General features: G+C 60.5%; 18 protein-coding genes. 6 read left to right on the top strand and 12 right to left on the bottom strand.

Features of this window, described 5'->3' with window-relative positions; genetic code table 11:
- Positions 1 to 13 precede the first annotated feature (13 nt).
- Genes QQJ86_RS03510 through QQJ86_RS03500 form a run of 3 tightly spaced genes read right to left on the bottom strand, consistent with a single transcriptional unit; the run spans position 14 to position 3,349 of the window.
- Positions 14 to 1,030, bottom strand: a complete 1,017-nt coding sequence (locus tag QQJ86_RS03510) for a zinc-binding alcohol dehydrogenase family protein (RefSeq protein WP_284319526.1) — start codon at positions 1,028 to 1,030, stop codon at positions 14 to 16.
- Between the two features lie 22 nt (positions 1,031 to 1,052).
- On the bottom strand, positions 1,053 to 2,093 hold the full coding sequence (locus QQJ86_RS03505) for an aldo/keto reductase (protein ID WP_284319525.1): 1,041 nt from the start codon (positions 2,091 to 2,093) through the stop codon (positions 1,053 to 1,055).
- 44 nt (positions 2,094 to 2,137) lie between these two features.
- A complete protein-coding gene (locus QQJ86_RS03500; RefSeq protein WP_284319524.1) occupies positions 2,138 to 3,349 on the bottom strand; it encodes an MFS transporter in 1,212 nt (403 codons plus the stop codon).
- A 100-nt stretch (positions 3,350 to 3,449) separates the two neighbouring features.
- Between QQJ86_RS03500 and QQJ86_RS03495 the strand changes: the two genes are divergently transcribed.
- Together QQJ86_RS03495 and QQJ86_RS03490 are read left to right on the top strand one after the other, a co-directional pair.
- Complete coding sequence (locus QQJ86_RS03495) at positions 3,450 to 4,379, top strand: LysR family transcriptional regulator (RefSeq protein ID WP_284319523.1); 930 nt, start codon at positions 3,450 to 3,452, stop codon at positions 4,377 to 4,379.
- 459 nt (positions 4,380 to 4,838) lie between these two features.
- A complete protein-coding gene (locus tag QQJ86_RS03490) occupies positions 4,839 to 8,117 on the top strand; it encodes a YadA-like family protein (protein WP_284319522.1) in 3,279 nt (1,092 codons plus the stop codon).
- Positions 8,118 to 8,174: 57 nt separating this feature from the next.
- On the opposite strand, the gene ppa is transcribed toward QQJ86_RS03490, so the two are convergent.
- Together ppa and pdxR (QQJ86_RS03480) are read right to left on the bottom strand one after the other, a co-directional pair.
- On the bottom strand, positions 8,175 to 8,708 hold the full coding sequence (ppa, locus tag QQJ86_RS03485; protein ID WP_284319521.1) for an inorganic diphosphatase: 534 nt from the start codon (positions 8,706 to 8,708) through the stop codon (positions 8,175 to 8,177).
- Between the two features lie 235 nt (positions 8,709 to 8,943).
- On the bottom strand, positions 8,944 to 10,377 hold the full coding sequence (pdxR, locus tag QQJ86_RS03480; protein WP_284319520.1) for a MocR-like pyridoxine biosynthesis transcription factor PdxR: 1,434 nt from the start codon (positions 10,375 to 10,377) through the stop codon (positions 8,944 to 8,946).
- Positions 10,378 to 10,770: 393 nt separating this feature from the next.
- On the opposite strand from pdxR (QQJ86_RS03480), the gene QQJ86_RS03475 reads away from it, so the two are divergent.
- On the top strand, positions 10,771 to 11,259 hold the full coding sequence (locus QQJ86_RS03475; protein ID WP_284319519.1) for a hypothetical protein: 489 nt from the start codon (positions 10,771 to 10,773) through the stop codon (positions 11,257 to 11,259).
- Between the two features lie 54 nt (positions 11,260 to 11,313).
- Here QQJ86_RS03475 and QQJ86_RS03470 read toward each other — a convergent pair whose 3' ends face one another.
- The 3 genes from QQJ86_RS03470 to pdxR (QQJ86_RS03460) form a co-directional block, all read right to left on the bottom strand.
- Positions 11,314 to 12,165: a 2OG-Fe(II) oxygenase gene (locus tag QQJ86_RS03470; protein WP_284319518.1), complete on the bottom strand. Its 852-nt coding sequence runs from the start codon at positions 12,163 to 12,165 to the stop codon at positions 11,314 to 11,316.
- A 221-nt stretch (positions 12,166 to 12,386) separates the two neighbouring features.
- A complete protein-coding gene (locus QQJ86_RS03465) occupies positions 12,387 to 14,513 on the bottom strand; it encodes a prolyl oligopeptidase family serine peptidase (protein ID WP_423372879.1) in 2,127 nt (708 codons plus the stop codon).
- An 88-nt stretch (positions 14,514 to 14,601) separates the two neighbouring features.
- Positions 14,602 to 16,131 carry a MocR-like pyridoxine biosynthesis transcription factor PdxR gene (gene pdxR / locus QQJ86_RS03460; RefSeq protein WP_284319517.1) on the bottom strand — a complete coding sequence of 510 codons (1,530 nt, stop codon included), beginning with the start codon at positions 16,129 to 16,131 and terminating at the stop codon, positions 14,602 to 14,604.
- Between the two features lie 137 nt (positions 16,132 to 16,268).
- On the opposite strand from pdxR (QQJ86_RS03460), the gene QQJ86_RS03455 reads away from it, so the two are divergent.
- Positions 16,269 to 17,438, top strand: a complete 1,170-nt coding sequence (locus tag QQJ86_RS03455) for a hypothetical protein (protein WP_284319516.1) — start codon at positions 16,269 to 16,271, stop codon at positions 17,436 to 17,438.
- A gap of 51 nt (positions 17,439 to 17,489) precedes the next feature.
- On the opposite strand, the gene QQJ86_RS03450 is transcribed toward QQJ86_RS03455, so the two are convergent.
- Positions 17,490 to 19,517: a sodium-translocating pyrophosphatase gene (locus QQJ86_RS03450; RefSeq protein ID WP_284319515.1), complete on the bottom strand. Its 2,028-nt coding sequence runs from the start codon at positions 19,515 to 19,517 to the stop codon at positions 17,490 to 17,492.
- 244 nt (positions 19,518 to 19,761) lie between these two features.
- Positions 19,762 to 21,033 (bottom strand): 6-phosphofructokinase, encoded by a 1,272-nt coding sequence (locus QQJ86_RS03445; protein ID WP_284319514.1) that lies wholly within the window; start codon positions 21,031 to 21,033, stop codon positions 19,762 to 19,764.
- A gap of 195 nt (positions 21,034 to 21,228) precedes the next feature.
- On the opposite strand from QQJ86_RS03445, the gene QQJ86_RS03440 reads away from it, so the two are divergent.
- Positions 21,229 to 21,813: an adenylate kinase gene (locus tag QQJ86_RS03440; protein ID WP_284319513.1), complete on the top strand. Its 585-nt coding sequence runs from the start codon at positions 21,229 to 21,231 to the stop codon at positions 21,811 to 21,813.
- Between the two features lie 212 nt (positions 21,814 to 22,025).
- Positions 22,026 to 23,381, top strand: a complete 1,356-nt coding sequence (gene mpl / locus QQJ86_RS03435; protein ID WP_284319512.1) for a UDP-N-acetylmuramate:L-alanyl-gamma-D-glutamyl-meso-diaminopimelate ligase — start codon at positions 22,026 to 22,028, stop codon at positions 23,379 to 23,381.
- An 82-nt stretch (positions 23,382 to 23,463) separates the two neighbouring features.
- Here mpl and QQJ86_RS03430 read toward each other — a convergent pair whose 3' ends face one another.
- Positions 23,464 to 24,879, bottom strand: a complete 1,416-nt coding sequence (locus QQJ86_RS03430; RefSeq protein WP_284319511.1) for a hypothetical protein — start codon at positions 24,877 to 24,879, stop codon at positions 23,464 to 23,466.
- Positions 24,876 to 25,811, bottom strand: a complete 936-nt coding sequence (locus QQJ86_RS03425) for an ABC transporter ATP-binding protein (RefSeq protein WP_284319510.1) — start codon at positions 25,809 to 25,811, stop codon at positions 24,876 to 24,878. Before QQJ86_RS03425 ends, QQJ86_RS03430 begins: the two co-directional genes overlap by 4 nt.
- Positions 25,812 to 25,826: the final 15 nt, after the last annotated feature.

Below are 25,826 nucleotides of genomic sequence, written 5' to 3'. Positions count from 1 at the left end.
GCGGGGTGATGAGTTACCAGCCGGACAGCACCAGCTTGCCGATCGTGCTGCCCGACTCCAACCGTCGATGCGCTTCGCGCAAATTCTCTGCATTGATCGGGCTCAGCGTTTCGCGATGGATGCCGCGCAGTTCGCCTTCATCCATCAACGCCGCCACGCGTGCCAGGATGCGTCCTTGCTCAGCCATGTCGGCTGTTTTGAAGCGCGGCCGCGCGAACATCATTTCCCAATGAATGCCGATGCATTTGGCTTTGTAAGGATCACCCATGTTCAACGGCATCGTCGGTTCCACGATCAGGCCGACGTGCCCTTGCGGTGCGAGTAATTCGCCAAGGTCGGTCCAGTAACGTGCCGTATCGGCCAGGTTGATGGCGGCATCGACTTCGTTGAAGCCTAGCGCCTTCAGCTGCTCCGTGAGCGGTTGACGATGATCGATCACATGCTGCGCCCCCATTGCGCGGCACCATGCCTGTGTTTCCGGACGTGATGCGGTGGCGATCACGGTGAAACCCGCGCGACGTGCGAGCTGGATCGCGATCGAGCCCACACCACCTGCGCCGGCGATCACCAGCAGTGTCTTGCCCTCACCGCCGTGTTCGCATGAGTAAGGCATGCGCTGGAACAGCAGTTCCCACGCGGTGATGGTGACCAACGGCAAAGCTGCGGCTGCGGCGGCGTCCAAGCGGCGCGGACGATGCGCAACCAGTCGTGCGTCCACAGCCTGATACTGCGCATTGCTGCCTGGTCGAGTGATGTCGCCCGCGTAATAAACCTCATCACCGGGTTTGAAGCCGATCACGTCAGCGCCGACCGCTTCTACCGTACCCGCAGCGTCGTATCCGAGTACGCGCGGTTGCGTTTCCACGTGCGGCTTAGGCGAACGGACTTTGGTATCGACCGGATTGACGGACACGGCTTCCACGCGCACAAGCAGGTCGTTTGTGCCGATGTCCGGCTTGGATAGTTCCACATCGATCAGCGATTGCGGATCGTCGATGGGCAGATAACGGGTGAGGGCGACAGCTTTCATCGTGTGGTTTCTCATTGGCAAGTCATGCGATCTGAATGGCCGGCGGATTGCGCTCGGTAAATTGCCCATTCCAACACGGGTAATAGGGATAAGGCGGTGTGACGGCACTGGCAGTATCCAGTCGCGTGATCTGCTCATGCGTTAGCGTCCAGCCGATTGCGCCCAGGTTTTGCCGCAGTTGTTCTTCGTTGCGCGCACCAAACAGGATGCTGGAAACAGTGGGGCGCTGCAGCAGCCAATTCAGCGCGATCTGCGGCACTGTCTTGCCGGTTTCCACGGCGATGTCATCCAGTACATCGATTACGCGATAGAGCCGCTCTTCGTCCACCGGTGGCGCGAAACCGGCTGTTTCGTGCAGGCGGCTTCCTTCCGGCAGCGGCTGGCCGCGACGAATCTTGCCGGTGAGGCGGCCCCAGCCAAGCGGGCTCCACACCACTGCGCCAACGCCCTGGTCCAGACCTAGCGGCATCAGTTCCCACTCGTAATCGCGGCCGATCAGCGAATAGTACGTCTGGTTGGCAACGAAGCGGGTGTAGCCGTAGCGATCGGCGACGGCCTGCGATTTCATCAGCTGCCAGCCGGAGAAATTCGACGCACCGAGATAGCGCACCTTGCCGTCACGCACCAAGTCGTCGAGGGTGCGCATCACGCTTTCCACCGGCGTCATGGCGTCGAAGTGATGCAGCTGCAAGAGATCGATGTAATCGGTATTGAGACGCTTGAGCGCGCGCTCGACACCAGTGACTAGATGATGGCGCGATGCACCCACCTCGTTCGGGCCTTCGCCTGCACGCAGCGTGAGTTTGGTGGAGATGATCGCTTGATCCCGGCGGCCTTTCAGCGCTTCGCCGAGAATGCTTTCCGATGCGCCATCCGAATAGACGTCCGCGGTGTCGAACAGATTCACACCGGCTTCCAGGCAGATGTCGAGCAGGCGACGTGCTTGTGCCGCATCGGTGTTGCCCCAGGCGCTGAACAGCGGTCCTTTCCCGCCGAACGTTCCCGCGCCGAAGCCGAGTACGGGTACTTTGAAACCGGATGCACCGAGAAATCGATAATCCACGATCGTTCCTTTCTGTGAAAAAGAGAGAGGGATGCGTGCCGTGATTACGAGCCGCTGCTCGAACAAGCGACAGCAGGCAGTTGGGGAAGCATGGCTTCGCGTTGCCTTGCCCACAGCGCGACGAGCAGACCCGACAAGGTGACCAACGCGGCGACCCAGGTGAGCGCACCAAGTCCGGGGCCGCGCGCTACCACTACGCCGCCGAGCCACGCACCGAGTGCGTTGCCGAGATTGAATGCGCCGATGTTCAAGCTCGAAGCGAGACTTTTCGCGTCATCAGCTTTATGCAGCACCCATAGTTGCAGCGGTGGTACGGTTGCAAATGCGGCGATGCCAAGCAGACCAACAAACAACACCGCCAGCACTTTGCTATGCAGCGCAAAGGTCATAACGCCGAGCACCACGATCAACGCGACCAGTGTCAGCAGTAGCGTGCTCGTCAAATGGCGATCAGCCAGCTTGCCGCCGAGCAGGTTGCCGGCAATCAATCCGACGCCGAATACCAGCAAAATGGGCGACACCGCGGTCTGCGCAAAGCCGGTTACTTCCGTCAGGATCGGCTGGATGTAAGTGAACACGGTGAACACGCCGGCAAAGCCAAGCACCGTCATCAGCAAGCCGAGCAGCACGGAAGGATTGCCGATGGCACGTAATTCGTCACGCACGGCGATGCTTTTGCCATGCTCGTGATGATTGGGCACCAAGGTGGCGATGATCAGCATCGCTATCACGCCGATCGCGGCCACGGCCCAGAACGTTGAGCGCCAGCCGAAGTGCAGGCCAAGCCACGCACCAGCCGGCACGCCGAGCAGGGTGGCAATGGTAAGACCGGTGAACATGATCGAGATGGCCGATGCGCGGCGATCCGTCGACACCAAGCTGGTTGCTACGACCGAACCCACTCCGAAGAAAGTGCCATGTGCCAGCGACGTGATCACGCGGGCTAGTAGCAGTACTGCGTAATTCGATGCCATCGCACAGCACAGATTGCCGAGGGTGAAGATCGCCATCAGCCCAATGAGCACAGCCTTGCGTGGCATGCGACTGGTGGCGACGGTCAGCACGGGCGCACCCACGAACACGCCTAGCGCGTAGCCGGAGATCAACAGGCCAGCGGTGGCGATGGTGACTTTCAGGTCCGCCGCCACCTGGATCAACAAACCCATGATCACGAACTCGGTCGTGCCGATGCCGAAGGCCCCGGCGGCCAGCGCGTACAGCGCTACCGGCATGGAACGGGAAGGGGAGGCGGCCATGCGAAGGGCTCCGTTAGAAATCGATAAGCCCCAGCGTAGGCGCTTGCATCCTCTGCAAAAACCGCCAAGATGGCGAATCACTTTCAATAAAGTATTGAAAATGGACCGTGTCGGCGACCTCATCCTGTTCCTGCGTGTACTGGACCAAGGCTCGATCAGCGGCGCGGCGCGCAGCCTCGATCTTTCCGTGGCTGTCGCCAGCCAACGCTTGAAGCGCCTGGAGCAACATCTGGGCGTGCGACTGCTGCACCGAACGACTCGCCGCCTGCATCCCACACCGGAGGGCCTGGCCCTGGCTGAGCAGGGGCGCACTTTGGTGGAAGATCTGGAGGCGCTGACTTCAGGTTTGCGCCAGGGCGCGGCCGACGTAGTCGGTACCTTGCGCGTGACTGCATCCGCGTCGTTTGGACGTCAATACGTCTCTCCGCTGCTGCCGGCCTTCATGGCTCGCTATCCGCGCGTGCGCCTGAGCGTGCAGCTTACTGATGAGTTGCAGGATCTGATTAGCGCCGGTTTCGATCTGGCCATTCGCATCGGTGCCTTGCACGACTCGCGACTGGTGGCGCGCAAGCTGGCGCTCAACCGGCGCGTGTTATGCGCCTCGCCAGATTACCTGCGCCGTTTTGGCATGCCGAAAACACCGGTTGATCTTGCCCGACATGAATGTCTGATGCTGGTGGGCAGCAACGGTCGCCAGGACATCTGGCGTCTGCACGATGCGCAAGGCGCAGTACACACGGCACGCGTAAATGGACGCCTGGAATCCACGCTCGGCGAACTGCTACGCGATGCGGCGCTGGCCGGGCTGGGTATTGCGCAGCACTCCACCTGGCACGTTTGCGAGGATTTGCGTGCCGGGCGCTTGAAAGTGGTTTTGCCGGAGTATGCGATCGCCGATACCGGCATTTATGCGGTGATGCCGCAGCGCCGGCTGGTGCCGTTGCGGGTACGGGCATTCGTGGATTTTCTGGCGGAGCAGTTTGGTACTCAACCACCGTGGGAGCGTGGAGGGGACATGACGGAAGCGTAGAAGCCGTCTGCCAGTCGATCGTTCGAAAGATCACGAAGCAATGCACTGCCATGGCGTCTTTGCCGAAATGAGTGGCCAAGTCAGTAAAGACATAACATCGTTACATCAGATGTCGCAGCCACTTTGAGTTCTTAGTTGCGTTCTCCTGCGTAACCGTCGTGCCATGCACGATAAACGAAATACAGATTTATCCGAAAAACGCAGCGTTCAAGGACTGCTGACGTATCAGCTTCGACCGATGTTCATTGGTTGAATCACCCTCTATGTTTTTCGCTTGCATTGCCGGAACAAAAGCAGCAGGCAGATGCGTCTGTGCTCGTTGAGGCATTCGACAAGAATGCATGCCCACTTAGGCGTTTGCAGTGGGTCGGGACGTTACGTCCAAAGGACTCCACTTTTAGAGGCAATTTAGAGGCAATTTGTTCCGGCGGAGTAGTTTCATTTCAAGGAGATGATCAGGTGAATAAGATTTATCGGGTGGTCTGGGACGCTGGTGTTGGCAAATGGGCAGTGACGTCAGAATTGACCAGGGGCTGCAAAAAGAAAGACGGCCGCAACGCACTGACCTGTGCTGTGGCTATCGCGCTCACCTCATTTATCCCACTTGGCGCAGCGTACGCTGCCGATACCACTGCCTCATGCATCACGCCGGAGCAGCAATGGGGCACGGTGAGTATCGACGGTATATGTGTAGCCAATGCTGGCACTATTAAAACATCCCGTGGGATGGGTGTGCTTGGTAGCGCTAACGGTGGCATTGGTACGCTGGCCGCGCTCGACGATGCCTATGTGAAGGTGAATCAAGGAGTCGCTTCTGCGAATGCGAGTGCAACTGGACTTGGCTCCCTGGCCATTGGCAGTGCGGCCAACGCGAATGGCACCGTCGCAACGGCAATTGGTTATCTATCAAACGCAACAGCTATCGCAGCATTGGCCGTGGGCGATCAGACTTCAGCAAGCGGAGCTTATGCAACCGGATTGGGCTTTCTAGCCAACGCTGCCGGGGAAGACGCGGTCGCCTTAGGAGCAAATGCATCTGTCGCAGCGAGTGTTCAAAATGCGGTGGCGCTTGGGCAAGGCTCCGTAGCCGACCGCAACAGCACGGTGTCAGTGGGTAGCGATGTCAGCGGTTCGGCATTCACTCGCCAGATCGTCAACGTGGGTGCCGGTACGCAAGCCAATGACGCAGTCAATGTCAGCCAGTTCTCGCCAGTGGTGAGTGCCCTGGGCGGCGGTGCGTCGATCAACTCGACGACGGGTGCTGTCACTGGTCCAACCTACAATGTACAAGGTGGCACGCAAACTAATGTTGGTGCTGCGCTCACTGCGCTGGATACAGGGTTGAATGTCACGAACCAGCAAGTGGGTACGAACACGACCAACATCGCAGGCAACACCGCCAATATCAACAACCTGTTGGTTGGAACAGCGGGCCTGGTGCAGCAAGCTAATGCCACCGCACCGATTACAGTAGCTGCAGGCAATGGCGGAACCTTGGTGAACGTGGCCGGTGCTGTCGGCAACCGACAAATCACCGGCGTAGCCAATGGCGCACTTTCGAATACCAGCACCGATGCGGTGAATGGTTCGCAGTTGAATACGACGAACCAGCAAGTGACCACGAACACGGCCAATATCGCGGGCAACACCACCAACATCAACAACCTTTTGGTTGGAGCGGCGGGCTTGGTGCAGCAAGCCAATGCAACGGCGCCGATCACGGTGGCGGCCAGCAACGGTGGCACTGTTGTGAACATCGCTGGCGTAAGCGGCAACCGACAACTCAAGGGCGTGGCGGCGGGTACGGCGGATGACGACGCCGTCAATGTCGGCCAGCTCAACGACCTCTCGGACCAAGTCGGCATCATCGACATTTCCGCAGTCAAATATGACGATGGAAGCAAGATCTCGGTAACGCTGGGCGGCGTCGGCGCAACGTCGCCCGTAGCGTTGCGCAACATTGCCGACGGCGGACTGTCGGCCATCAGTCACGACGCGATCAATGGTAGCCAGTTGTTCGCCACTAACCAGAACGTAGCGACCAATGCACAGAACATCACCCAGCTTGATGGTCGCGTCACGATCAATGAAGGCGACATCAACGATCTGTTGATCGGTCATGCCGGCCTAGTGCAACAAGCCGACACTAACGCAGCGGTGACGGTAGCTGCCCAGAGCGGCGGTGCTTCGGTGAACATCGCTGGCGTAAGCGGCAACCGACAACTCAAGGGCGTGGCGGCGGGCACGGCGGATGACGACGCCGTCAATGTCGGCCAGCTCAACGACCTCTCGGACCAAGTCGGCATCATCGACACTTCTGCAGTCAAATATGACGATGGCAGCAAGACCTCGGTAACGCTGGGCGGTGCCGGCGCAACGGCGCCCGTAGCGCTGCGCAATATTGCCGATGGCGAACTGTCGGTCACCAGCCACGACGCGATCAACGGCAGCCAGTTGTTTGCTACCAACCAACAGGTGGCTAGCAATACTGGCAACATCAACGATCTGCTGATCGGTCATGCCGGTTTGGTGCAACAGGCCGACGCCAGTGCACCCGTGACGGTGGCGGCTGGCAGTGGCGGCGCGCTGGTGACGATCAACGGTACCGACGGTGACCGTCAGATTCGCGGTGTGGCAGCTGGCACGCAAGACGATGATGCCGTGAATCTTAGCCAGCTAAAGGATCTTGCCGGCGATGTCGGTGAAATCGATGCACTGGCCGTGAAATACGATGACCCCAGCCACAGCTCGATCACGTTGGGCGGCATGGGTGCGTCGGTACCTGTTGCGATTCATAACGTCGCCAACGGAGTGAGCACTTACGATGCGGTCAACGTCGGCCAGCTCACCGATCTGCAAAGTAACTTGCAGTTCCAGATCAATGGTCTGGATACGCGGGTTACCGTTCTCGAGAATGAAGATCGCACGCCACCTTACCTGGATGGCACTGGCGGCAGTGGAAACAACGACAAGGCCAATGCAGGCAACTCGCCCGGCGTCGCACTGGGTTACAACTCGGCCGCAACGGGCGATAACGCCTCAGCTGTCGGTCAAAATGCGAAGGCTCTTGGTACCAATGGTCTGGCAGTCGGCAACGATTCGTACGCCGCTGGCGCCAACGACACTGCGATCGGTGGTAATGCCATGGTCGGGGCGGACAACAGCGTAGCGGTGGGCGCAAACAGTACAGTGGAAGCCGGCGCAAGCAATGCCGCTGCCATCGGCGCCAACAGCAGCGTGAGCGCGGCATCGGGCACGGCGATCGGCCAGGGAGCCACGGTGTCATCCTCGGCCACCAATGCGGTGGCGCTGGGTGCTGGTTCAGTTGCTGATCGTGCCAATACCGTTTCGGTGGGCACAGAGGGGGCAGAACGTCAGATCACCAATGTCGCGGCCGGCTCGCAGGCGACGGATGCCGTCAATGTCGGACAGTTGCAAAACCTGCAGGACTGGACCGGACAGAAGATCGACGATCTGCAGCAGTTGATCAATCGCAACCAGCGGCAGGCTAATCGTGGTATCGCCTCGTCAGCGGCGCTGGTCAACAACATGCCGTATGTGCCGGGCAAGGTGGCGTTGAGCGCGGGTGCCGCAACCTACCGTAGCGAAAGCGCGGTGGGCATAGCGATTTCGCGTTGGAGCAAGAACGGCCGTGTAAACATCAATGCGGGCGTGTCGGCGGCGAAAGGTGATTCGCCGATCTTCCGCGTTGGTGTAGGCGTCATACTCGGGGACTAAACGAGAAGCCTGAAAAAGAGCGCGTCGCGAAATGGCGTCGCGCTCTTCTTTCCGGGATTACGCCTTGCCCTTACTGCGTTGCACGCCAGCAAGAATCTCGGCCTTGGCTTCATCAGCGCCGACCCAGCCTTCCACCTTCACCCACTTGCCCTTCTCCAGATCCTTGTAGTGCTCGAAGAAGTGGCCGATGCGCTCCAGCCAGTGGCTCGACACGCCTTTGATGTCATTGATGTGTGCGTAGCCAGGAAAGATCTTCGGCGAGGGAATCACCACCAGCTTTTCGTCGCTGCCGGCTTCGTCGGTCATCTTCAGCATGCCGACCGGATGGCAGCGGATCACCGAGCCCGGTACCAGCGGCAGCGGCAGGATCACCAGCGCATCCAGCGGGTCGCCGTCACCGCCCAGGGTGCCGGGCACGTAGCCGTAGTTGCAGGGGTAGCGCATCGGGGTGGAGAGAATGCGATCCACGAAAATCGCGCCGCTTTCCTTGTCCACCTCGTATTTAACCGGTTCCGCATCCTTGGGAATCTCGATGACGACGTTGATCTCATTCGGCACGTCGCGGCCAGCGCTAACCATATCCAGGCCCATGGGGCACTCCTTACTTCTTTAGCCAAAGCGGGGAAAGCCGCTCAGCATAAGGCAAAGCTTGTCGCGGTGCACCAGCGAGCCCGGGAGCCGAATGCCCCTCTCCTACGTGTAGTGAGGGAGATGAAGCAATCTCGCGGTGGATTCCATCACGTGGCAAGCCCAAGCAACCCCACCCCGGCCCTCCCCTGCCCGGGCAGGGGAGGGGGAGATCAAGGCAAGCGGTGGGCGCGCGTATTTATGGGCATTCCATATGATCCAGACACTGCCCGAACAGCCGCATGGCCTCCCGTATCTCGTTTACCGAGTGACCGCAGTAACCCAGCAGCAGTCCCTGGCGCTCCGGTGCGTGCAAATACAGCGGGCTCATTGGATGAAGACCCAGGCCACGCTCGTGGGCGTAGTCGACCAGCGCTTCGCGGCGTGGCACGTCGTAGCCACGTAGCCACACCACCAGATGCATGCCGGCTGGCGTATCGGTGATCTCGATGCGGTCGTGCGCGTGCTCCTTCAGCCCTGCAACCAGTGCTTCGCGGCGCGCCTTCAGCTCTTTGCGCGACATGCGTAGATGACGCTCAAAGCCGCCGTCTTCCATGAACCGAGCCAAGGCGGCCTGCTCAATCACCGGGCAGGCCATGTCGCCGAGGTATTTCGCATTGAGAAAATCCGCGCGCAGTGCGGCGGGTATCACCATGTAAGCCAGGCGCAAGCCTCCGAACATCACCTTGGAGAAGGTGCCCACGTAGATCACGCGATCCTGTTCGTCGAGTGAGCGCAACGCCGCAAGCGGATGTGCGTCGTAGCGGAATTCGCCGTCGTAGTCATCTTCCAGGATCCAGCATTGATGCTGTTCGGCGTAATGCAAAAGATCGAGCCGGCGCTGCATGGAGAGCACGGCGCCGGAGGGGAAATGATGCGAAGGCGTTACGTAAATCATGCGCGGCGCTTGCGCCGGAAGTTCGTCACAGACCAATCCATGGTCGTCCGTGCGCACTGCGACCAGTTCGGCACCGTGCGCGACCAGTGCCTGATGCGCCAGAAAATAATGCGGTTCCTCCAACACCACGCTATCGCCTTCATTCACCAGCACGCGAGCGGTCAGGTTGATCGCCTGTTGCGTACCGCTGACGATCAGCACGTCGTCCGGTTGTGCTTGTATGCCACGACGGCGCGCAAGGTAATCGCAAGTCTGTTTGCGCAATACACCCAGCCCAGCCACTTCGATGGCGTTGAGCTGTGTATAGGCTGCCGCGCGAGCGAGTTCCCGACCCCACGCATTGTTGAGCGTGGGATTGATCATCGGATAGCCATATTCCAGGTTGTAGCGCAGGCCGCGATGCAAGCGCGGGATATCCCAATTGCGCACCTCGCGAGCCCGTTCCGCATAGCGGGAGGGTGCGTCAATGGCGGTGCTGCCATGATGTGGCATCGGCCTGGTTTGCAGCTGGCTGACGAAACTGCCCGATCCCACGCGGCCATCGATGAAGCCTTCGGCGCGCAACTGCTCATAGGCGGCCAGCACCGTGGTGCGTGAAATCTCCAGTTCCTGTGCCAGTTCGCGCGTAGGCGGCAACTGCGTACCGGCAGCGATGCGGCCATCAAGAATGGATGCTTTCAACGCTCGCGTTAGCTGGTCGTAGAGCGGCCCACGCCCGTCGAGTTGTAGATACACGCCGTGCCCTCCCAATGGCGTCAAGAGCCCCTCAATATCTCCCCGCAGTCCGCTTAGCCCCTGAGTGATCGCGGTGCGCCCGCGCGCGTCTTGACCAGACACCCAGTCTGGTCAAGACGCGCACAATCACCTGGCGATCATTCAGGGGCTAAGCGAACCGCGCTGAGATACTGAAGTGGCTCTAAGAAAATACGGGTAATTGGCTATGGAGGGAATGTGCCGACCTGCCTAGTCTCAACTCGTCGCAGGGCTCGCTAACAAAACTTTATCGTCGGCACCTCCCCAGGCAGACGAACCCAGCGGCGACGACGTCTCCCTCGTTTCCCACACCCGCGGGGCAGTCTCCCTCTTCCACGACTGCTCCGCGGGACTTTTCTTGACCGAGTGAAAACCATGTCCGTACCTGTTGATTCCGGCGCGCCTCAGGATTTGCGTGGCCAAGGTGTTGTGATTTCCGCAGCAGTAGTTATGTTGATGCTGGCCACGGCGGACTTGCTGTTCGCCTGCACCTATTGGTATTCAAAGTTTGGCGTGCCGCCCGCACGCATCGCGCAGAACATTGCCTCGGGCTTGCTGGGCAAGCACGCGTTCGTGGGCGGCGGCAGCACGGCGGCGCTGGGCGTGTTGCTTCATTACGCCATGATGGCGGCGATGGTCGGTGTGTATTACGTGGCTGCCGGCAGGCTCGTAGTGCTCACGCAACGGCCATGGCTGTATGGTGCGCTTTACGGTGCGCTGCTCTTCATCGTGATGAATTTGATCGTGGTGCCGTTGTCTGCTGTGCCAAAAGCACCGGTGGTGATGAGTTGGATCATCAGCAGCATCGTGGTGCACGTGATTATTGGGCTGGCTATTGCCTTGAGCGCGAGACGGGCTTTGTAGGGTGGCGTGCTCACGAATATGGCGATGTTGGGGTTTGCACCCCAACCTACGGATTCAGCGCGAAGCTTTTTGAAACGGCCGCTCGCGTAGCCACTTCGTGGCAATCCACTTTTCGCCCTTCTGCACCGGCAAGCCGGCATGCAGCGACGCCGTATCACCAGTGTCGTAAGCGAAATAGACGGCTGAACCCAACAGCGCCGTCACCGTAACGCCAACTTCCGGAAATGCCGTTCCGCCGCCGGCCTCCGGCGTGTTGAGATACATCACCAGGCTCGCGATGCGTTGGCCGCCCTTGGCAGTGATGGCGGCGAAGCCGGGTTGCTCTGGATTAAACCAGTCGTAGTGCGGTTCGTATTGTTGATCTGGCAGGTAGTGCAGCACCTGCAGGCCTTCGCCGTGATCGACAGGAATGCTGAGCATCGTGGCGATGCGCTGTTCGATGCGCTTGATCAACGGCGTTTCACCGACCGTGAAAAACATGCCCTCGCTGGTGCGGCGTGCATCGATTTGCTGCTTGCCAGAGCTATCGACGGTTTTGGCGCGTTGCAGTCGTGGTGTGGCTTGTTCGATCAGCGCCGCACATTCCTCGGCTGAAAGAAAGTCGTTGAGTACCCGCAGCGTGGGAGATTCCATGCTCAATCCGACGTGGATGGTGCGCCCGTCGATCACCATCTGCGGTGCTTCAGGATGCTGTGTGCGGCGCCCCTGGCTCTTCGGTGACTGAGAATGTGCATCCAGCGCCGAGATTGGCATGTTCAGGACGGTGGCGACGATACTGCGACTCTGTCGTGGGTCGTAGCCGGTTTCCTGCATCATCTTCAGCACGGTGTCGACGCTGTGGCCAGCACGTGTAGTGGTGAGAATCCAGTCGCGGAGTTCAGGACGTATGGGGAGTTGCGATTTCATGCGGGCGATTTTAGCCGTTATGAGAACGCGGAGAGAGGCATTCTTGCGGCACTGCTGGCTCCCCTCACCGCCGTCATTCCCGCGAAAGCGGGAATCCATCTAGCCCTGATGTGAGAGCGAAAATGGATTCCCGCTTTCGCGGGAACGACGGCCATAAAGCAAGAATGGGACTTTTATGGCAACGCTCTCCCCTGAGAGGAGAGAGCGTTGAGCGGTGCGCCTTACTTCAACCTATCCCACAAAAACTCATACGCCAACGCATGCATATGCGCCGACTGCTTGTTGTCGGCACCGGCGCCATGACCGCCTTCCGTGTTCTCGTAGAACCAAACGTCCTTGTAGCCCATGCCTTGCATCTTCGCGGCCATCTTGCGCGCTTGCACCGGGCCGACGCGATCGTCGCTGGTTGCTGTGTAGAACAACACGGCGGGATAGGTCGTATCGGATTTTACGTTCTGATAAGGCGAGAACGTTTTGATGAAGTCCCACTGCTTGGGGTCGTCCGGATTGCCATACTCAGCGATCCATGACGTGCCGGCAGAAAGATGCACGTAACGCTTCATGTCCAGCAGTGGCACTTCGCAGGCGATCGCACCGAACAATTGCGGATACAGCGTGAGCATATTGCCCATCAGCAGGCCGCCGTTGCTGCCACCCTCGGCGCCCAGGTGCTTGGGCGACGTTACGCCGCGCTTGATCAGATCGCTTGCTACCGCCGAGAAATCTTCGTAGGCACGTGGACGATTCGCCTGCAGCGCAGCCTGATGCCAGCGCGGACCGTATTCGCCACCCCCGCGGATATTGGCGATGACGTACACACCTCCGCGCTCCAGCCAGGCACGGCCGATGCTGCCGCTGTAGAACGGCTGCAGCGATATTTCAAAACCGCCATAGCCATACAGCAGGGTGCGGTTGCTGCCATCGAGCTTGATGTTCTTCGGTGCGATTTCGAAGTACGGCACCTGCGTGCCGTCCTTGGATGCGACGAAGTGCTGGCTCACTTCGAACTTGGATGCATCGAAGAACGCAGGGCTGTGCTTGATCAGTTCTGCCTTGCCTTCGCCCAGCACGCCACGATCCAGTGACGAAGGTGAAAGGAAGCCGGTCACGCTCAGCCAGTATTCGTCGCTGTGATCCGGATCGGTATCGATCACCGATACGGTGCTGAACTTCGGTGCGCCAGGCATATCCTCGCGTGCCCAGCTGCCATTGTCCTTGGGTGTCAGCACATCGAGACGGCTCTTCACATCTTCCATAACGTCGAGGATGAGGTGGTGCCTTGTCCACGCGTAGCTGGACAACGCCGTGTGCTCATTCGGCGCAAACAAGGTGGTGAAGTTGCGCTTGCCGGCGATGAAGTCGTCGTATTTCATGGCGATCAATGCGCCCGACGGATACGTGACGCCACCCACCGTCCATGCGCTGCGCAGTTGCACCAGCAACCATTCGCGATGCGCGTCCACGTTAGCTGCATCTTCAGGCACGTCGAGGTGAATCAGCTTGCCGTCCTTGAGCTGATACATATCGCTGTGGAAAAAATCGTGGGCGACGTTGACGAAATCGCGCTCGAAACCTGGCGTGCGGTCATGGGACGCACTCACCGCAAGATCGGTCATCTTGCCTTCGTACACGGTGGTGGCAGCGCTGAGCGGCGTGCCGCGTGCCCACACTTTGGCAATGCGTGGGTAGCTTGAGGTGGTCATCGAGCCCGGACCGAAATCCGTACCGACGTAGATGCGGTTCTCATCGATCCAGCCGACTTGCGTCTTGGCCGCCGGCAACACAAAGCCGTCCTTCACGAACGATTTGCTTGGGATATCGAATTCGCGAACTTCCACCGCATCGCCGCCGTCGGGCGAGAGGTTCAGCAGGCAACGCTTGTAATCGGGTTTCAGGCAGTCGCTACCCTTGAATACCCAGCGCTTGCCCTCGGCCTTGTTGAGCGCATCGATATCCAGCAGTACTTCCCACTTGGGCTCCGACTTGCGGTATTCCTCCAGCGTGGTACGACGCCAGAGGCCGCGCGGATGCGCCTTGTCTTGCCAGAAGTTGAAGAGATAGTCGCCGCGACGCTCCACGTACGGAATGCGTGCGTCGGAATCGAGCACTTCCAGAATGCGGTCGCGTGTGTGCGTAAATTCGGGACTGCTGGCGTACTGCTTTTCGGTGATGGTGTTCTGGGCATTCACCCAGTCCATCGGACGCGCGCCGTGGATGTCTTCCAGCCAGAGGTAGGGATCGTCGGCGTTTGCAGTTGCGCTGGGGGTCAAGGTGTCATGGGCTTGGGTCATGCCGCCCATTATGACGGCCAGTGCCAGAGCCAGCTGTATCGGTGCCTTCAAGCTCATGCTTCCGCTCCGTGGTAGAGGCGCAAGGCGGGTCCCCGCGCAGGGTCTTCAGCATGCACGTTCGTATGGAAAACACCAGTGGTGAAAGTCAGGTGTGCGCCGGCGCGTGGCCGTGTCCGATCGTGGCTACTGATGCCCTTCGGGATGGCTTGGTTCGTTGATGGATGTGCATTCGTGCGAGTGCCCGCGCCATGCGCTGCACGGCTTCATCCAATTCGGCTTCGTCGAGATAGCTGAAGCCCAGACGCAGATACGGCTGTTCGCGCTGGTGGAAGTCGTAGCGTTTCGCGCCGAAGAATTGCACGCCTTCGCGTTCGCCTTCTGCGCTCCAGCGATCCACATCGATGGCATCGTCCACGCGCGCCCATAAGCCCATGCCGCCATCGGGAATGCGAAAGTGCAGGGCGCCACCGAGATGGCACCGCAATGCTTCCGCCAGAGCGTCACGGCGTGTTGCGTAGGTACGCCGCATGCGGCGCATGTGACGCAATAGTTCGTCATCTTCGAACAGCTCAGCGACAGCACATTCCATCGCCACGTCAGTGCGTGGATCACTGGCTGCGCGCAAGCCTGCAAGATGACCGAACATTGCCGGCGATGCGTGAATGAAGCCGGTGCTGATGCCTGGCGCAAGCAAGTTGGAAAGCGAGCCGATGTAGATGACGTTGGCGCGATCCGGCCCCGCGGCGATAGGTAGGATCGGCTTGCCGGCGTAGTGGAGTTCGTGATCGTAGTCGTCTTCGATGATGGCGAAGTGATGCGACGAAGCCAGCGCCGCAAGCCGTTCGCGACGCGCGGATGACATCACACACGTGGTTGGGAATTGATGATGCGGTGTGAGAAACACAGCGCGGATGCGCTGATGTTTCAATGCTTCCTCAAGCGCGTCAACATCCAAGCCGTCATCATCAACCGGCAGCGGCATCAATTGCGCGCCAGCCAGGCGAAGCACGCTCCAAGCAGGTGGGTAGCCGAAGCTTTCCACCGCAACCACATCACCAGGCTTGAGCAGCATGCGCGCAACGAGATCGATGCCTTGTTCGAGGCTGCGCGTCACCATCAAACAGTCGGCGGTGGCGGGCAGGGCGCGCGTACTGCGCAGCATCTTTGCAAGCTCTTCACGCAAGCGCGGATGACCGCAGGGCTCCGCATAACCGATCAACGATCGGCCGCGTTGCACGATGGCGCGACGAAATGCACGCGCGAATGCTTCGGCTGGGAATAGCCGCGTGTCCGGCAAGCTGTGCGCGATCATCAAGGTGCCGGGCGGCGGCACTTTGACCGCGGGTACAGCATGGATAGTTTCGGCGAGCGGGAAGGTCGGTGCGTCTTGCGCCGACGGCTCGACGCGGGCCTGCGATGGCAATGACGGTGTTACGAAGGTGCCGCCACCCATGCGCGTCTGCACCAATCCTTCCGCAGCGAGTTCTTCGTAACCGGCGACGACGGTATTGCGATTCAGGTGAAGCTGCTCGGCCAGTTCGCGTGTGCTAGGCAGCGGCTCGCCGGGTTTCAGTCGGCCGCGGCGAATATCGCCGGCAATCGCGTGCGCGAGCTGCAGAAAAATCGGCAGTTCGCGTTGCGGATCGAGCGCAATGGTGAGAGCCCAGCGACGCATGGCCCGACTATAGCGCGGACCGGACTAGCCGGCATCGCAAAAGTGGCGCTTTTGGCCGGTCGCCGGGTGAGCCACGCTTGGGCCGTTCGTCCCCACGGCTGATTCCAGCCTCTAAAACGTGAAGAAAGGAGCATCCCATGCGTCGGACTACGAGCGTGTTGGTGGCGGCTTTGTGTGTGATGGCAGTGTCAACGCCAGCAGCGGCGGCCGGTAGGTATCAAGTTCGCAATCTAGGTTCGTTGGGTGGCACATCCAGCGCAGGCATCAGCATCAACCAACCAGGCCTGGTGAGCGGGTACGCCAATCTGCCAGGCGATCAAAGCATGCACGCGGCGCTCTGGCTCAATGGCGCGGCGTTCGATCTCGGCACATTGGGTGGCCCCAACAGCGCCATTACCTGGCCGGTGAAAAATGACTATGGCGTGCTGGTTGGCATCGCGGAAACGGCGCAGCTCGATCCGCTTGGCGAAAATTGGAGCTGCTACTTGGCTTTCTTTCCCACCGCTACGGGCCACGTCTGCCGCGGCTTCGTGTGGCGGTGGGGACATATGCATGCTTTGCCTACGCTGGGCGGCAACAATGGTTTTGCAGCTGGTGCGAACAATCTCGGCCAGATCGTCGGTTGGGCGGAAAACACTGTGCACGACCCGACCTGCGATCCAGCGTCCAAACAGGTGTTGCAGTTCAAGCCGGTGGTATGGGGGCCGGACGACGATGACATCCAGGCCCTGCCGCTGATCGGCAACGATACTTCAGGTGCAGCGACAGCCGTCAATGATCGCGGCCAGATCGTCGGCATTTCCGGGCTGTGTGATCAGGCGGTCGGGCGTTATTCGGCCATCCATGCGGTGCTGTGGCAAAACCATCACGCTACGGATCTGGGCAATCTTGGCGTAGCGGCGTGGAATACGCCGATGGCCATCAACGAGTTCGGCGTCGTGGTGGGTTTTGCGAATGTGCCAGGTGGTTCGAGCCCGGCAGGGCTTCACGAGCACGCCTTTATCTGGACGGCTGCCACGGGCATGCGTGATCTGGGTACGTTGTCTGGCGACAGCACCAGCCAGGCGTTGGGTATCAATGACCAAGGTTTGGTCGTTGGTCAATCATGCGGCAGCATATGCCGCGCCGTACTGTGGCGGCAGGATGGCAGCATTGTCGATCTCAATAAGTTGGTTGCGCCCGGTTACACCCATCGATTGGTGTTTGCGAATGACATCAATGATGCGGGCGAGATCACAGGGCAGACATTGTTGAATGCGGCAACCAATGCGAGTGCGGCGTTCTTGGCTGTGCCGGATGGTCGCTGATATGTGCAGCCCTCCCCTGTAAACAGGGGAGGGCGCCATTCGCAATAGTGATTACAGCAAGGGAATCAGCAGCAACGCCACGATGTTGATGATCTTGATCAGCGGATTCACCGCGGGGCCTGCTGTGTCCTTGTACGGATCGCCAACGGTGTCACCGGTTACTGCAGCCTTGTGCGCATCCGAGCCTTTGCCGCCGAAGTTGCCATCTTCGATGTACTTCTTCGCGTTGTCCCACGCACCGCCGCCGGTGGTCATCGAGATCGCCACGAACAGGCCGGTGACGATGGTGCCGATCAGCAAGCCGCCAAGCGCGACGGGACCGAGCGTGAAGCCGACGATGATCGGCACCAGCACCGGCAGTAGCGAGGGAATCAGCATTTCGTGGATCGCCGACTTGGTCAGCATATCCACCGCGCGCGAATAGTCCGGCTTGGTAGTGCCTTCCATGATGCCAGCGATCTCGCGGAACTGACGGCGCACTTCTTCCACCACGGCGCCGGCGGCGCGGCCCACCGCTTCCATCGCCATCGCGCCGAACAGGTACGGGATCAGGCCGCCGATCAGCAGGCCCACGATCACGCGGTGGTCGGAAAGATCGAAGGTGTAGATCGTGCCTGCGTGATCCAGCGACAAGCGGTGCGTGTAATCGGCGAACAGCACCAGCGCAGCCAGGCCGGCCGAGCCGATCGCATAACCCTTGGTGACGGCCTTGGTGGTGTTGCCGACCGCATCGAGCGGATCAGTGACACCGCGTACATCCGGTGGCAGGTCGGCCATTTCGGCGATGCCGCCGGCGTTGTCGGTGATCGGGCCGTACGCATCGAGTGCGACCACCATACCGGTCATCGACAGCATCGCGGTGGCCGCGACGGCGATGCCGTATAGACCGGCCAACGCGTAAGCGCCCCAGATCGCCGCGCACACCGCCAGTACCGGCAGCGTGGTGGATTTCATCGACACGCCGAGGCCCGCGATGATGTTAGTGGCGTGCCCCGTGGTGGACGACTTCGCCACGTGCCGCACCGGCGCATATTCGGTAGCGGTGTAATACTCAGTGATCACCACGATCACGCCGGTCAACACCAGGCCGATCAACGCACTGCCATACAAGCGAGTAACGCCAAGCGTGGCATCGGCCATCAGTGACTGGGTGATGGGCCAGAATGCAATCGCTGCCAGTACCGCGGATACCATCACGCCCATATATAGCGCGCTCATGATCTTCGCGCCGGCGCGTGCACGTACGAAGAAGGTGCCGATCACCGAAGCGATGATCGACGCACCACCGAGCAGCAGTGGATACAACACCGCGTTCACACCTGCTTGCTCGCCAAGCACACCGCCGAGCAGCATGCTGGCGATCAGCGTCACCGCGTACGTCTCGAACAAGTCAGCGGCCATGCCGGCGCAGTCGCCCACGTTATCGCCTACGTTGTCGGCGATAACGGCGGGATTGCGCGGATCATCTTCCGGAATGCCGGCTTCCACCTTGCCGACCAGGTCCGCACCCACGTCCGCGCCCTTGGTGAAGATGCCGCCGCCCAGACGGGCGAAGATCGAAATCAGCGACGACCCGAACGCCAACCCTACCATCGCGTGCAAGGCGCGATCGTTGTCGTAGCCCATATGCGTGAGTACCGCGAAATAGCCGGCGACGCCGAGCAGGGCCAGGCCCACTACCAGCATGCCGGTGATCGCGCCGCCACGGAACGCCACATTCAACGCGGAAGCGAGTCCGTTGCGTGCCGCTTCAGCAGTGCGTACATTGGCGCGCACCGACACGTTCATGCCGATGTAGCCGGTGGCTCCGGACAGCACCGCACCAATCGCAAAGCCAATCGCCGTGCCCCAATCCAGGGCAAAACCGATGACTACCAGCAGCACCACGCCCACAAGCGCGATCGTGCGGTACTGGCGGTTGAGGTAGGCGCGCGCGCCTTCCTGGATAGCCGAGGCAATCTCCTGCATACGTTCGTTGCCCGGCGATTTCGCCAGTACCCAACGTACCGAAAATGCCCCGTACAAAATCGCCACGACCGCGCAAGCCAACGCGATCCACAAGCCATACTGCTGCAGCATCGGTTACTCCCCTCGAGTTGTGTCGCCGTCCAGGATGGAACGGGTCCGGGCGAGTATAGGCAGAGCATGTGTGATGAATTGTTGTGCGTTGCCGCAGCCTTTGTTGCTTTTGCTCTCCTCTCCCAACGGGAGAGGGGACGGGGGGAGGGTTCGGGCGAAGCGTGATGATGAAGTCTTGTGCGAGTTTTATCATCGCGCGCCGATCGCACCCTCACCCCAACCCCTCTCCCGGTGGGAGAGGGGCTTAGCGCGCAAACGGCTCCAACTTCTTCGCCACCGCCATATTTTTCATTTGCACATACTTCGGCAAACCCTCTCGCCCATAGGGGGGCGGCATTTCGCCGCGGATCAGCGGCGACAGGTAACGCCGTGCAGCGGGTGTGATGCCAAAACCATCACGCGTAAGAAAACTCGCCGGCATTTTCTTCTCGTGATTGGCGATCTTCTCCAGCGAAGCAGGCTCCAGCTTCCAGCGATACGGTGCATCGGAGGTACGCACGATCACCGGCATCACGGCGTTCATCTCGGCCAGTGCGTAATCCACCGCAGCCTTGCCGACGGCGTAAGCCTGATCAGCATCGGTCTTGGAGGCCATATGGCGAGCCGAACGCTGCAGGTAATCGGGCAGGGCCCAGTGATATTTGTAGCCGAGCTTCTCCTTGACCAGCGCGGCCAACACAGGCGCGACGCCGCCGAGCTGAGTGTGACCAAACGCATCACGGGTACCCGCTTCGGCCAGGAATTGGCCCTCGGCATTCTTGATGCCCTCCGATGCAACCACCGTGCACCAGCCCACGCGCTCGACCGTGGCCTTCACTTTCTCGAGGAAAGCGGCTTCGTCGAACACGCGCTCGGGGAACAGGATGATATGCGGCGGCGCATCCGGCCCTTCGCCGGCAAGACCCGATGAGGCGGCGATCCAGCCCGCGTGGCGGCCCATCACTTCCAGGATGAACACCTTGGTGGAGGTGTCGGCCATCGAGGCGACATCCAGGCTCGCTTCCAGCGTGGACACGGCGGTGTATTTCGCCACCGAGCCGAAACCTGGGCAGCAATCGGTGACGGCGAGATCGTTGTCCACCGTCTTGGGTACGCCTATGCAACGGATGTCGTAATCCATCGCTTTGCCGAGCTGAGAAATCTTCAGTGCCGTGTCGGCCGAATCATTGCCGCCGTTGTAGAGGAACCAGCGAATGTCATGCGCGCGAAACACTTCGATCAACCGCTCGTACTCAGCGCGATTGGCGTCCAGGGATTTCAATTTGTACCGACAGGACCCGAAAGCGCCTCCTGGCGTATGCCTGAGTGCGGCGATGGCCGCGGCGGATTCCTTAGTGGTGTCGATCAGCTCTTCGCGTAGCGCACCCAAGATGCCGTTGCGTGCCGCATACACCGGAACGCGATGCGCACGGGCGGTCTGGATCACGCCTGCGGCAGTGGCATTGATCACGGCGGTAACGCCACCGGACTGGGCATATAGCAGGCGGCCAGTAGCGGAACGGGCTTTCGACTTCATGGGGCGCTCTCCATAGAATTGTGTGACAAATCGACTTCAGTCACGGATCACATATTTATCAAGCAGTTGGCGTGAATTCGAGGCGTTCGTCGTTTGACGGCACCCCCCGCAGACGTTACCTTGATCGGCATTCATCTAAGGAATCCTTGGTAACTGCCGCAGTGTGCGGCAGAACGTAAGGATCTGTGGAGTTCTATGCGACTTGTCCTCCTTGGCGCGCCCGGCTCGGGCAAGGGTACCCAGGCAGCCCGGCTGAAGGCCGATCTCGGTGTGCCGCACATTTCCACCGGCGACATGCTGCGCGCCGCGGTGAAAGCGGGGACGCCGCTCGGCATGAAAGCCAAAGCCGTGATGGATGCCGGCCAGCTGGTGTCCGACGACATCCTGCTCGGCATGCTGGAAGAGCGACTGGCCGAACCCGACGCTAACTCCGGCTTCATCCTGGATGGTTATCCGCGCAACCTCGCACAGGCCGATGCACTCGATCACCTGCTCACCAAGATCGGCCAGCCGCTGGACGCCGTGGTGAAACTGGAAGTGGCGAGTGAGGTGATCATCAAGCGCTGTGAAATCCGTTTTGCCGCCGAGCACCGCAAGGATGACGATCCGGTTGTAGTACGTGATCGTTTGAAGGTTTATGCCGAACAGACCGCGCCAGTGGCCGATTTCTATGCGCGCCGCGGCAAGCTGCAGGTGGTGGATGGCGTAGGCGAGCTAGACGAAGTCACTGCACGCGTCAAGCGTGCGCTTGCCAACGAGACGGCGGCGGCGAACGGCTAATCCTTTGAGGTAATAGGCCGCACGTCTCACCATGATGCTTGCCTACTCCTCGCCGTCATTCCCGCGAAAGCGGGAATCCATGTTGCTCTGATGCGAAAAGCGAAGATGGATTCCCGCTTTCGCGGGAATGACGTCCAGGCGAGAATCGGTCGCTACGACAGCACCGAGATTCCTGCGCTCCCTCGGTGGAGCCTGAACTACACGGACACCGCATGCGTCTGCACATCCTAGGTATCTGCGGCACCTTCATGGGCGGCGTCGCCGCCTTGGCGCGCGAACTTGGCGAAACGGTGGAAGGCTCCGATGCCAACGTCTACCCGCCAATGAGCACGCAGCTTGAAGCACTCGGCATCGCGCTGATGCAAGGCTACAAAGTCGAACATCTGCAGCCTGCACCTGACCTGGTTGTCGTCGGCAATGCGATGACGCGTGGCAATCCAGCCGTCGAATACATGCTCGATCAGCGGCTGCGCTATGTCTCCGGCCCGCAGTGGCTGGGTGAGCGTTTGCTGGCTGAGCGCGAAGTGTTGGCCGTAGCCGGTACGCACGGCAAGACCACGACCACCAGTCTGCTTGCGCATCTGCTCGATGGTGCAGGGCTTGCACCAGGTTTCCTGATCGGCGGCGTGCCCGGTAACTTCGGTATTTCCGCGAGGCTGGGGCAGGGCAAGCATTTCGTGATCGAAGCGGACGAATATGACAGCGCGTTTTTCGACAAGCGCTCCAAGTTCGTGCATTACCGGCCGCGCATCGCCATCCTCAACAATCTTGAATACGACCACGCAGATATCTTTCCTGACGTCGCGGCAATCCAGCGCCAGTTTCATCATCTGGTGCGCACCGTGCCCGGCAATGGCCGGCTGATCGTCAACGCGCATGATGCGTATCTGGCCGAGGTGCTGGCGATGGGTTGCTGGACACCGGTGGAAACCTTCGGCATTGGCAAAGGCGATTGGCAGGCTGCGCTGATCGCGGCGGACGGCTCGCACTTTGCCGTGCAGTACAAGGGTGAAGTGATCGGCGAGGTCAAGTGGTCGTTGCTTGGCGATCACAGCGTGATGAATGCGTTGGCTGCGTTGGCGGCTGCGGCTGCAGCGGGTGCCGATCCGCGCGCTTTGCTTCCGGCCTTCGCCACGTTCGAAAGCGTAAAGCGCCGCATGGAGGTGGTAGGCGAAGTGGATGGCGTACGCGTCTACGACGATTTCGCCCATCACCCCACCGCCATTGCCACCACGCTGGCAGGCCTGCGTGCGAAGGTGGGTCAAGCGCGCATTCTGGTTGCGCTGGAACCACGCTCGAATTCCATGCGTCTGGGTGCCCACGCCGAAGCGCTTGCACCATCACTGAGTGATGCGGATGCGGTGGTGTTCCTGCATCGCCCTGAGTTGCCGTGGGATGCCCGGCGCGTGACCGATGCCTTGCACGGTCGCGCCAGCACGGCGCCAACCGTCGACGAACTGCTTGCTGCGCTGAAAGCTCAAACGCGTGCAGGCGACCACGTGGTATTCATGTCCAACGGCGGCTTCGAGAATGCACCGCGCCGTTTCGTCGAAGCACTCACTCTATAGGTTGGGTTAGCGCAGCCTAACCCAACAATGCTGATCGCTTCGATGAGGTTTTGTTGGGTTACGCTGCGCTAACCCAACCTTGTTACGCAATGGGTGCATCGAACCGCGGCGCACGCGACACATATTCACGCTGCGCGGCAAACCACACACCCACGCCAAAACCCAGCGCAACCAGCGCAAGCAATCCGCCGCCGAACGCATAGCCGGCCGCGCCTACCAGCCAATAACCGCCCCAGTACACAGCCATCGTGCCGAACACCACCACCAGGTTGACGATGGTGCGGCCGGTCGCGCCTTCCGGGCCGATCAGGTGCACGGCGAGCGCCGCCAGGCTGGCCGCCAGCGATACCACCGCCGCCACGAACAGCATGTGCAGCGGATCTGGCGCATGCACCAGCACGGCACCGAACGCGGTATACGTCAACGCGGTCAGCACGCTGATCGGCACCAGCACGAGCAACGCGTCCGAGATGATTTGCTGATATTCGGCGCGTGTTTCGGGCGCAAGCGTGAGATACAAATCCGCCATGTTCGGTCGCATGCGTACCATGCCGACGTTCAACTGCGGAAAGCGCGAGATGCTGAGCATGATGGCGTACGCGCCGACCGCCACCGGCTGGAAATGCTGGCGATGCATCAATACGAAGAAATAGAAGAAGACGATCACCGCGACCAAGGCAATACGCAAAGCAATCGCTTCGGGATTGTCGTGCGGCAGCAGCAGCCTGCGTACCAGGAGCATGCGTCGCTGCAACGTGGGATGGCGCGCATAGGCGGCAAGTGCGCGCTGTAGTGCACGCTGAGATAAACGGTCATACAGCGCGGCGATACGTCTGCCGAACATACCCATGCGCCGCGGCTCGCCCGGCGCGTTGCGTGCTTGTGTGCGGCCGAGGCTGGTGCTTTCCAGCGGCGAGGTTTCTGTTTCGCGATCTTCGATGCGCAGCAGCGGTGCAACGCTAAATCGCAGCAGCAAGGCCGCGATCGCCACCAGCAGCCACGGCGTGAATGGCGAACGCAGCGCTTCTTTCAGAAAAGTGGAGACGAGCGAGGGCATCCAACCCAGGACGATGAAGATAGGCCACAGCAGCATGCCGCTGCGCGGGTTGCAGCCCATGGTGACTCCGAGTGCGGCGACGACCAAGAGGCCGCACGCGACCAGCAGCAAATGCGGTACTCCGCCAAAGACGGCGACGAGCAGCGGCAGCAGTACCCACGATGCGATGTCGATGGCGCCATATTCCAATAGCCGGCGGCGAAAACGCGGCATCAGAAAGCTTTCGGGCACGCAAACGCCGCGCAGGTTGTAGCCCTGGCCGGTGTGCCACATCCACGTTGCCACACCGAACAGCGTGGCGGCCATCATCACATCTTCGTCGTCGCCACGTAGCCATTGCACTGCGAAATACAGTGCCCCAGCACGCAATAGATTGGCCAGCACTACCAGCAACGGTGTGCGTCTGAACAATTGCAGCCAAAGTTGCCAGGCGACGCTCATGCCAACTCCACGAACAGATCTTCCAGCGTAGGAGTTTCGATCTGCAGATGAGCATGTTCGTTTGCAGCCAGCGAATGCAGGCTTTCCACCACGGGATCTTCGACCAGCAACACAGCCTGCTCGCCTTGCACCTGGGATTTCAGAGCACCTGCAACGGTGGGTGCCTGCGTCCATCCTTCTGTGCGGGTGAGCACTACACGTTTCATACGCGCGCGCAATTCGGCTAGCGGCCGCGTGAATTGAATGCGACCTTCGCGCAGTAACGAGATATCTGCATCGGCGCGTTCGAGATCGGCGGTGATGTGCGTGGAGAAAATCACGGTCTTGCCGGGTGCGCGCATCAGCGCCAACAGCTCGCCCATGAAAGCGCGGCGCGCTTGCGGGTCGAGGCTGGCGACGGGTTCGTCCAGCACCAGCAGATCCGGATCGGGCGCGATGGCGCGCACGATCGCCAGCTTCTGGCGCTGGCCTTGCGACAGTTCGCCGATCTTCTGCTTGACGTCCAGCTCCCAGTTCGTCAGCAGTCGTTCGACCAGTTCGGGATTCCAGCGTGCATAGAACGCCGCCGTGAAATCGAGATAGGCGCGCACCTTCATCCACGGAAACAGATCGAAGGTCTGCGGCACGAAACCGATGCGATGCATGCGTTCTCCGCCCGGTTCCAGCATCGGCTCGCCGAACAGATCGATATGGCCGCCATCGATCGGCGAGAGACCGAGCAGGCAGCGCAGCAATGTGGTCTTGCCTGCGCCGTTGCGACCGAGCAAGCCGACCACGCGACCACTGGGCACACTCCAGTCCAGCGCGTTGAGCACCTGGCGTTTCTTGAAGGATTTATCCAGGCCACGGACCTGCAGGGCCGGTGGCGCATCCGGGTGCGGTGCGGGTGACAAAACAGGGGGCATGGGACTGGCCAATTGGGTGCCGGACATCCGCAGAGGCTTCCT

Origin of the sequence: Dyella acidisoli (assembly GCF_030160295.1) — a bacterium.
Classification (GTDB): domain Bacteria; phylum Pseudomonadota; class Gammaproteobacteria; order Xanthomonadales; family Rhodanobacteraceae; genus Dyella_B; species Dyella_B acidisoli.
This window is presented reverse-complemented; position numbering and strand designations above follow the sequence as displayed.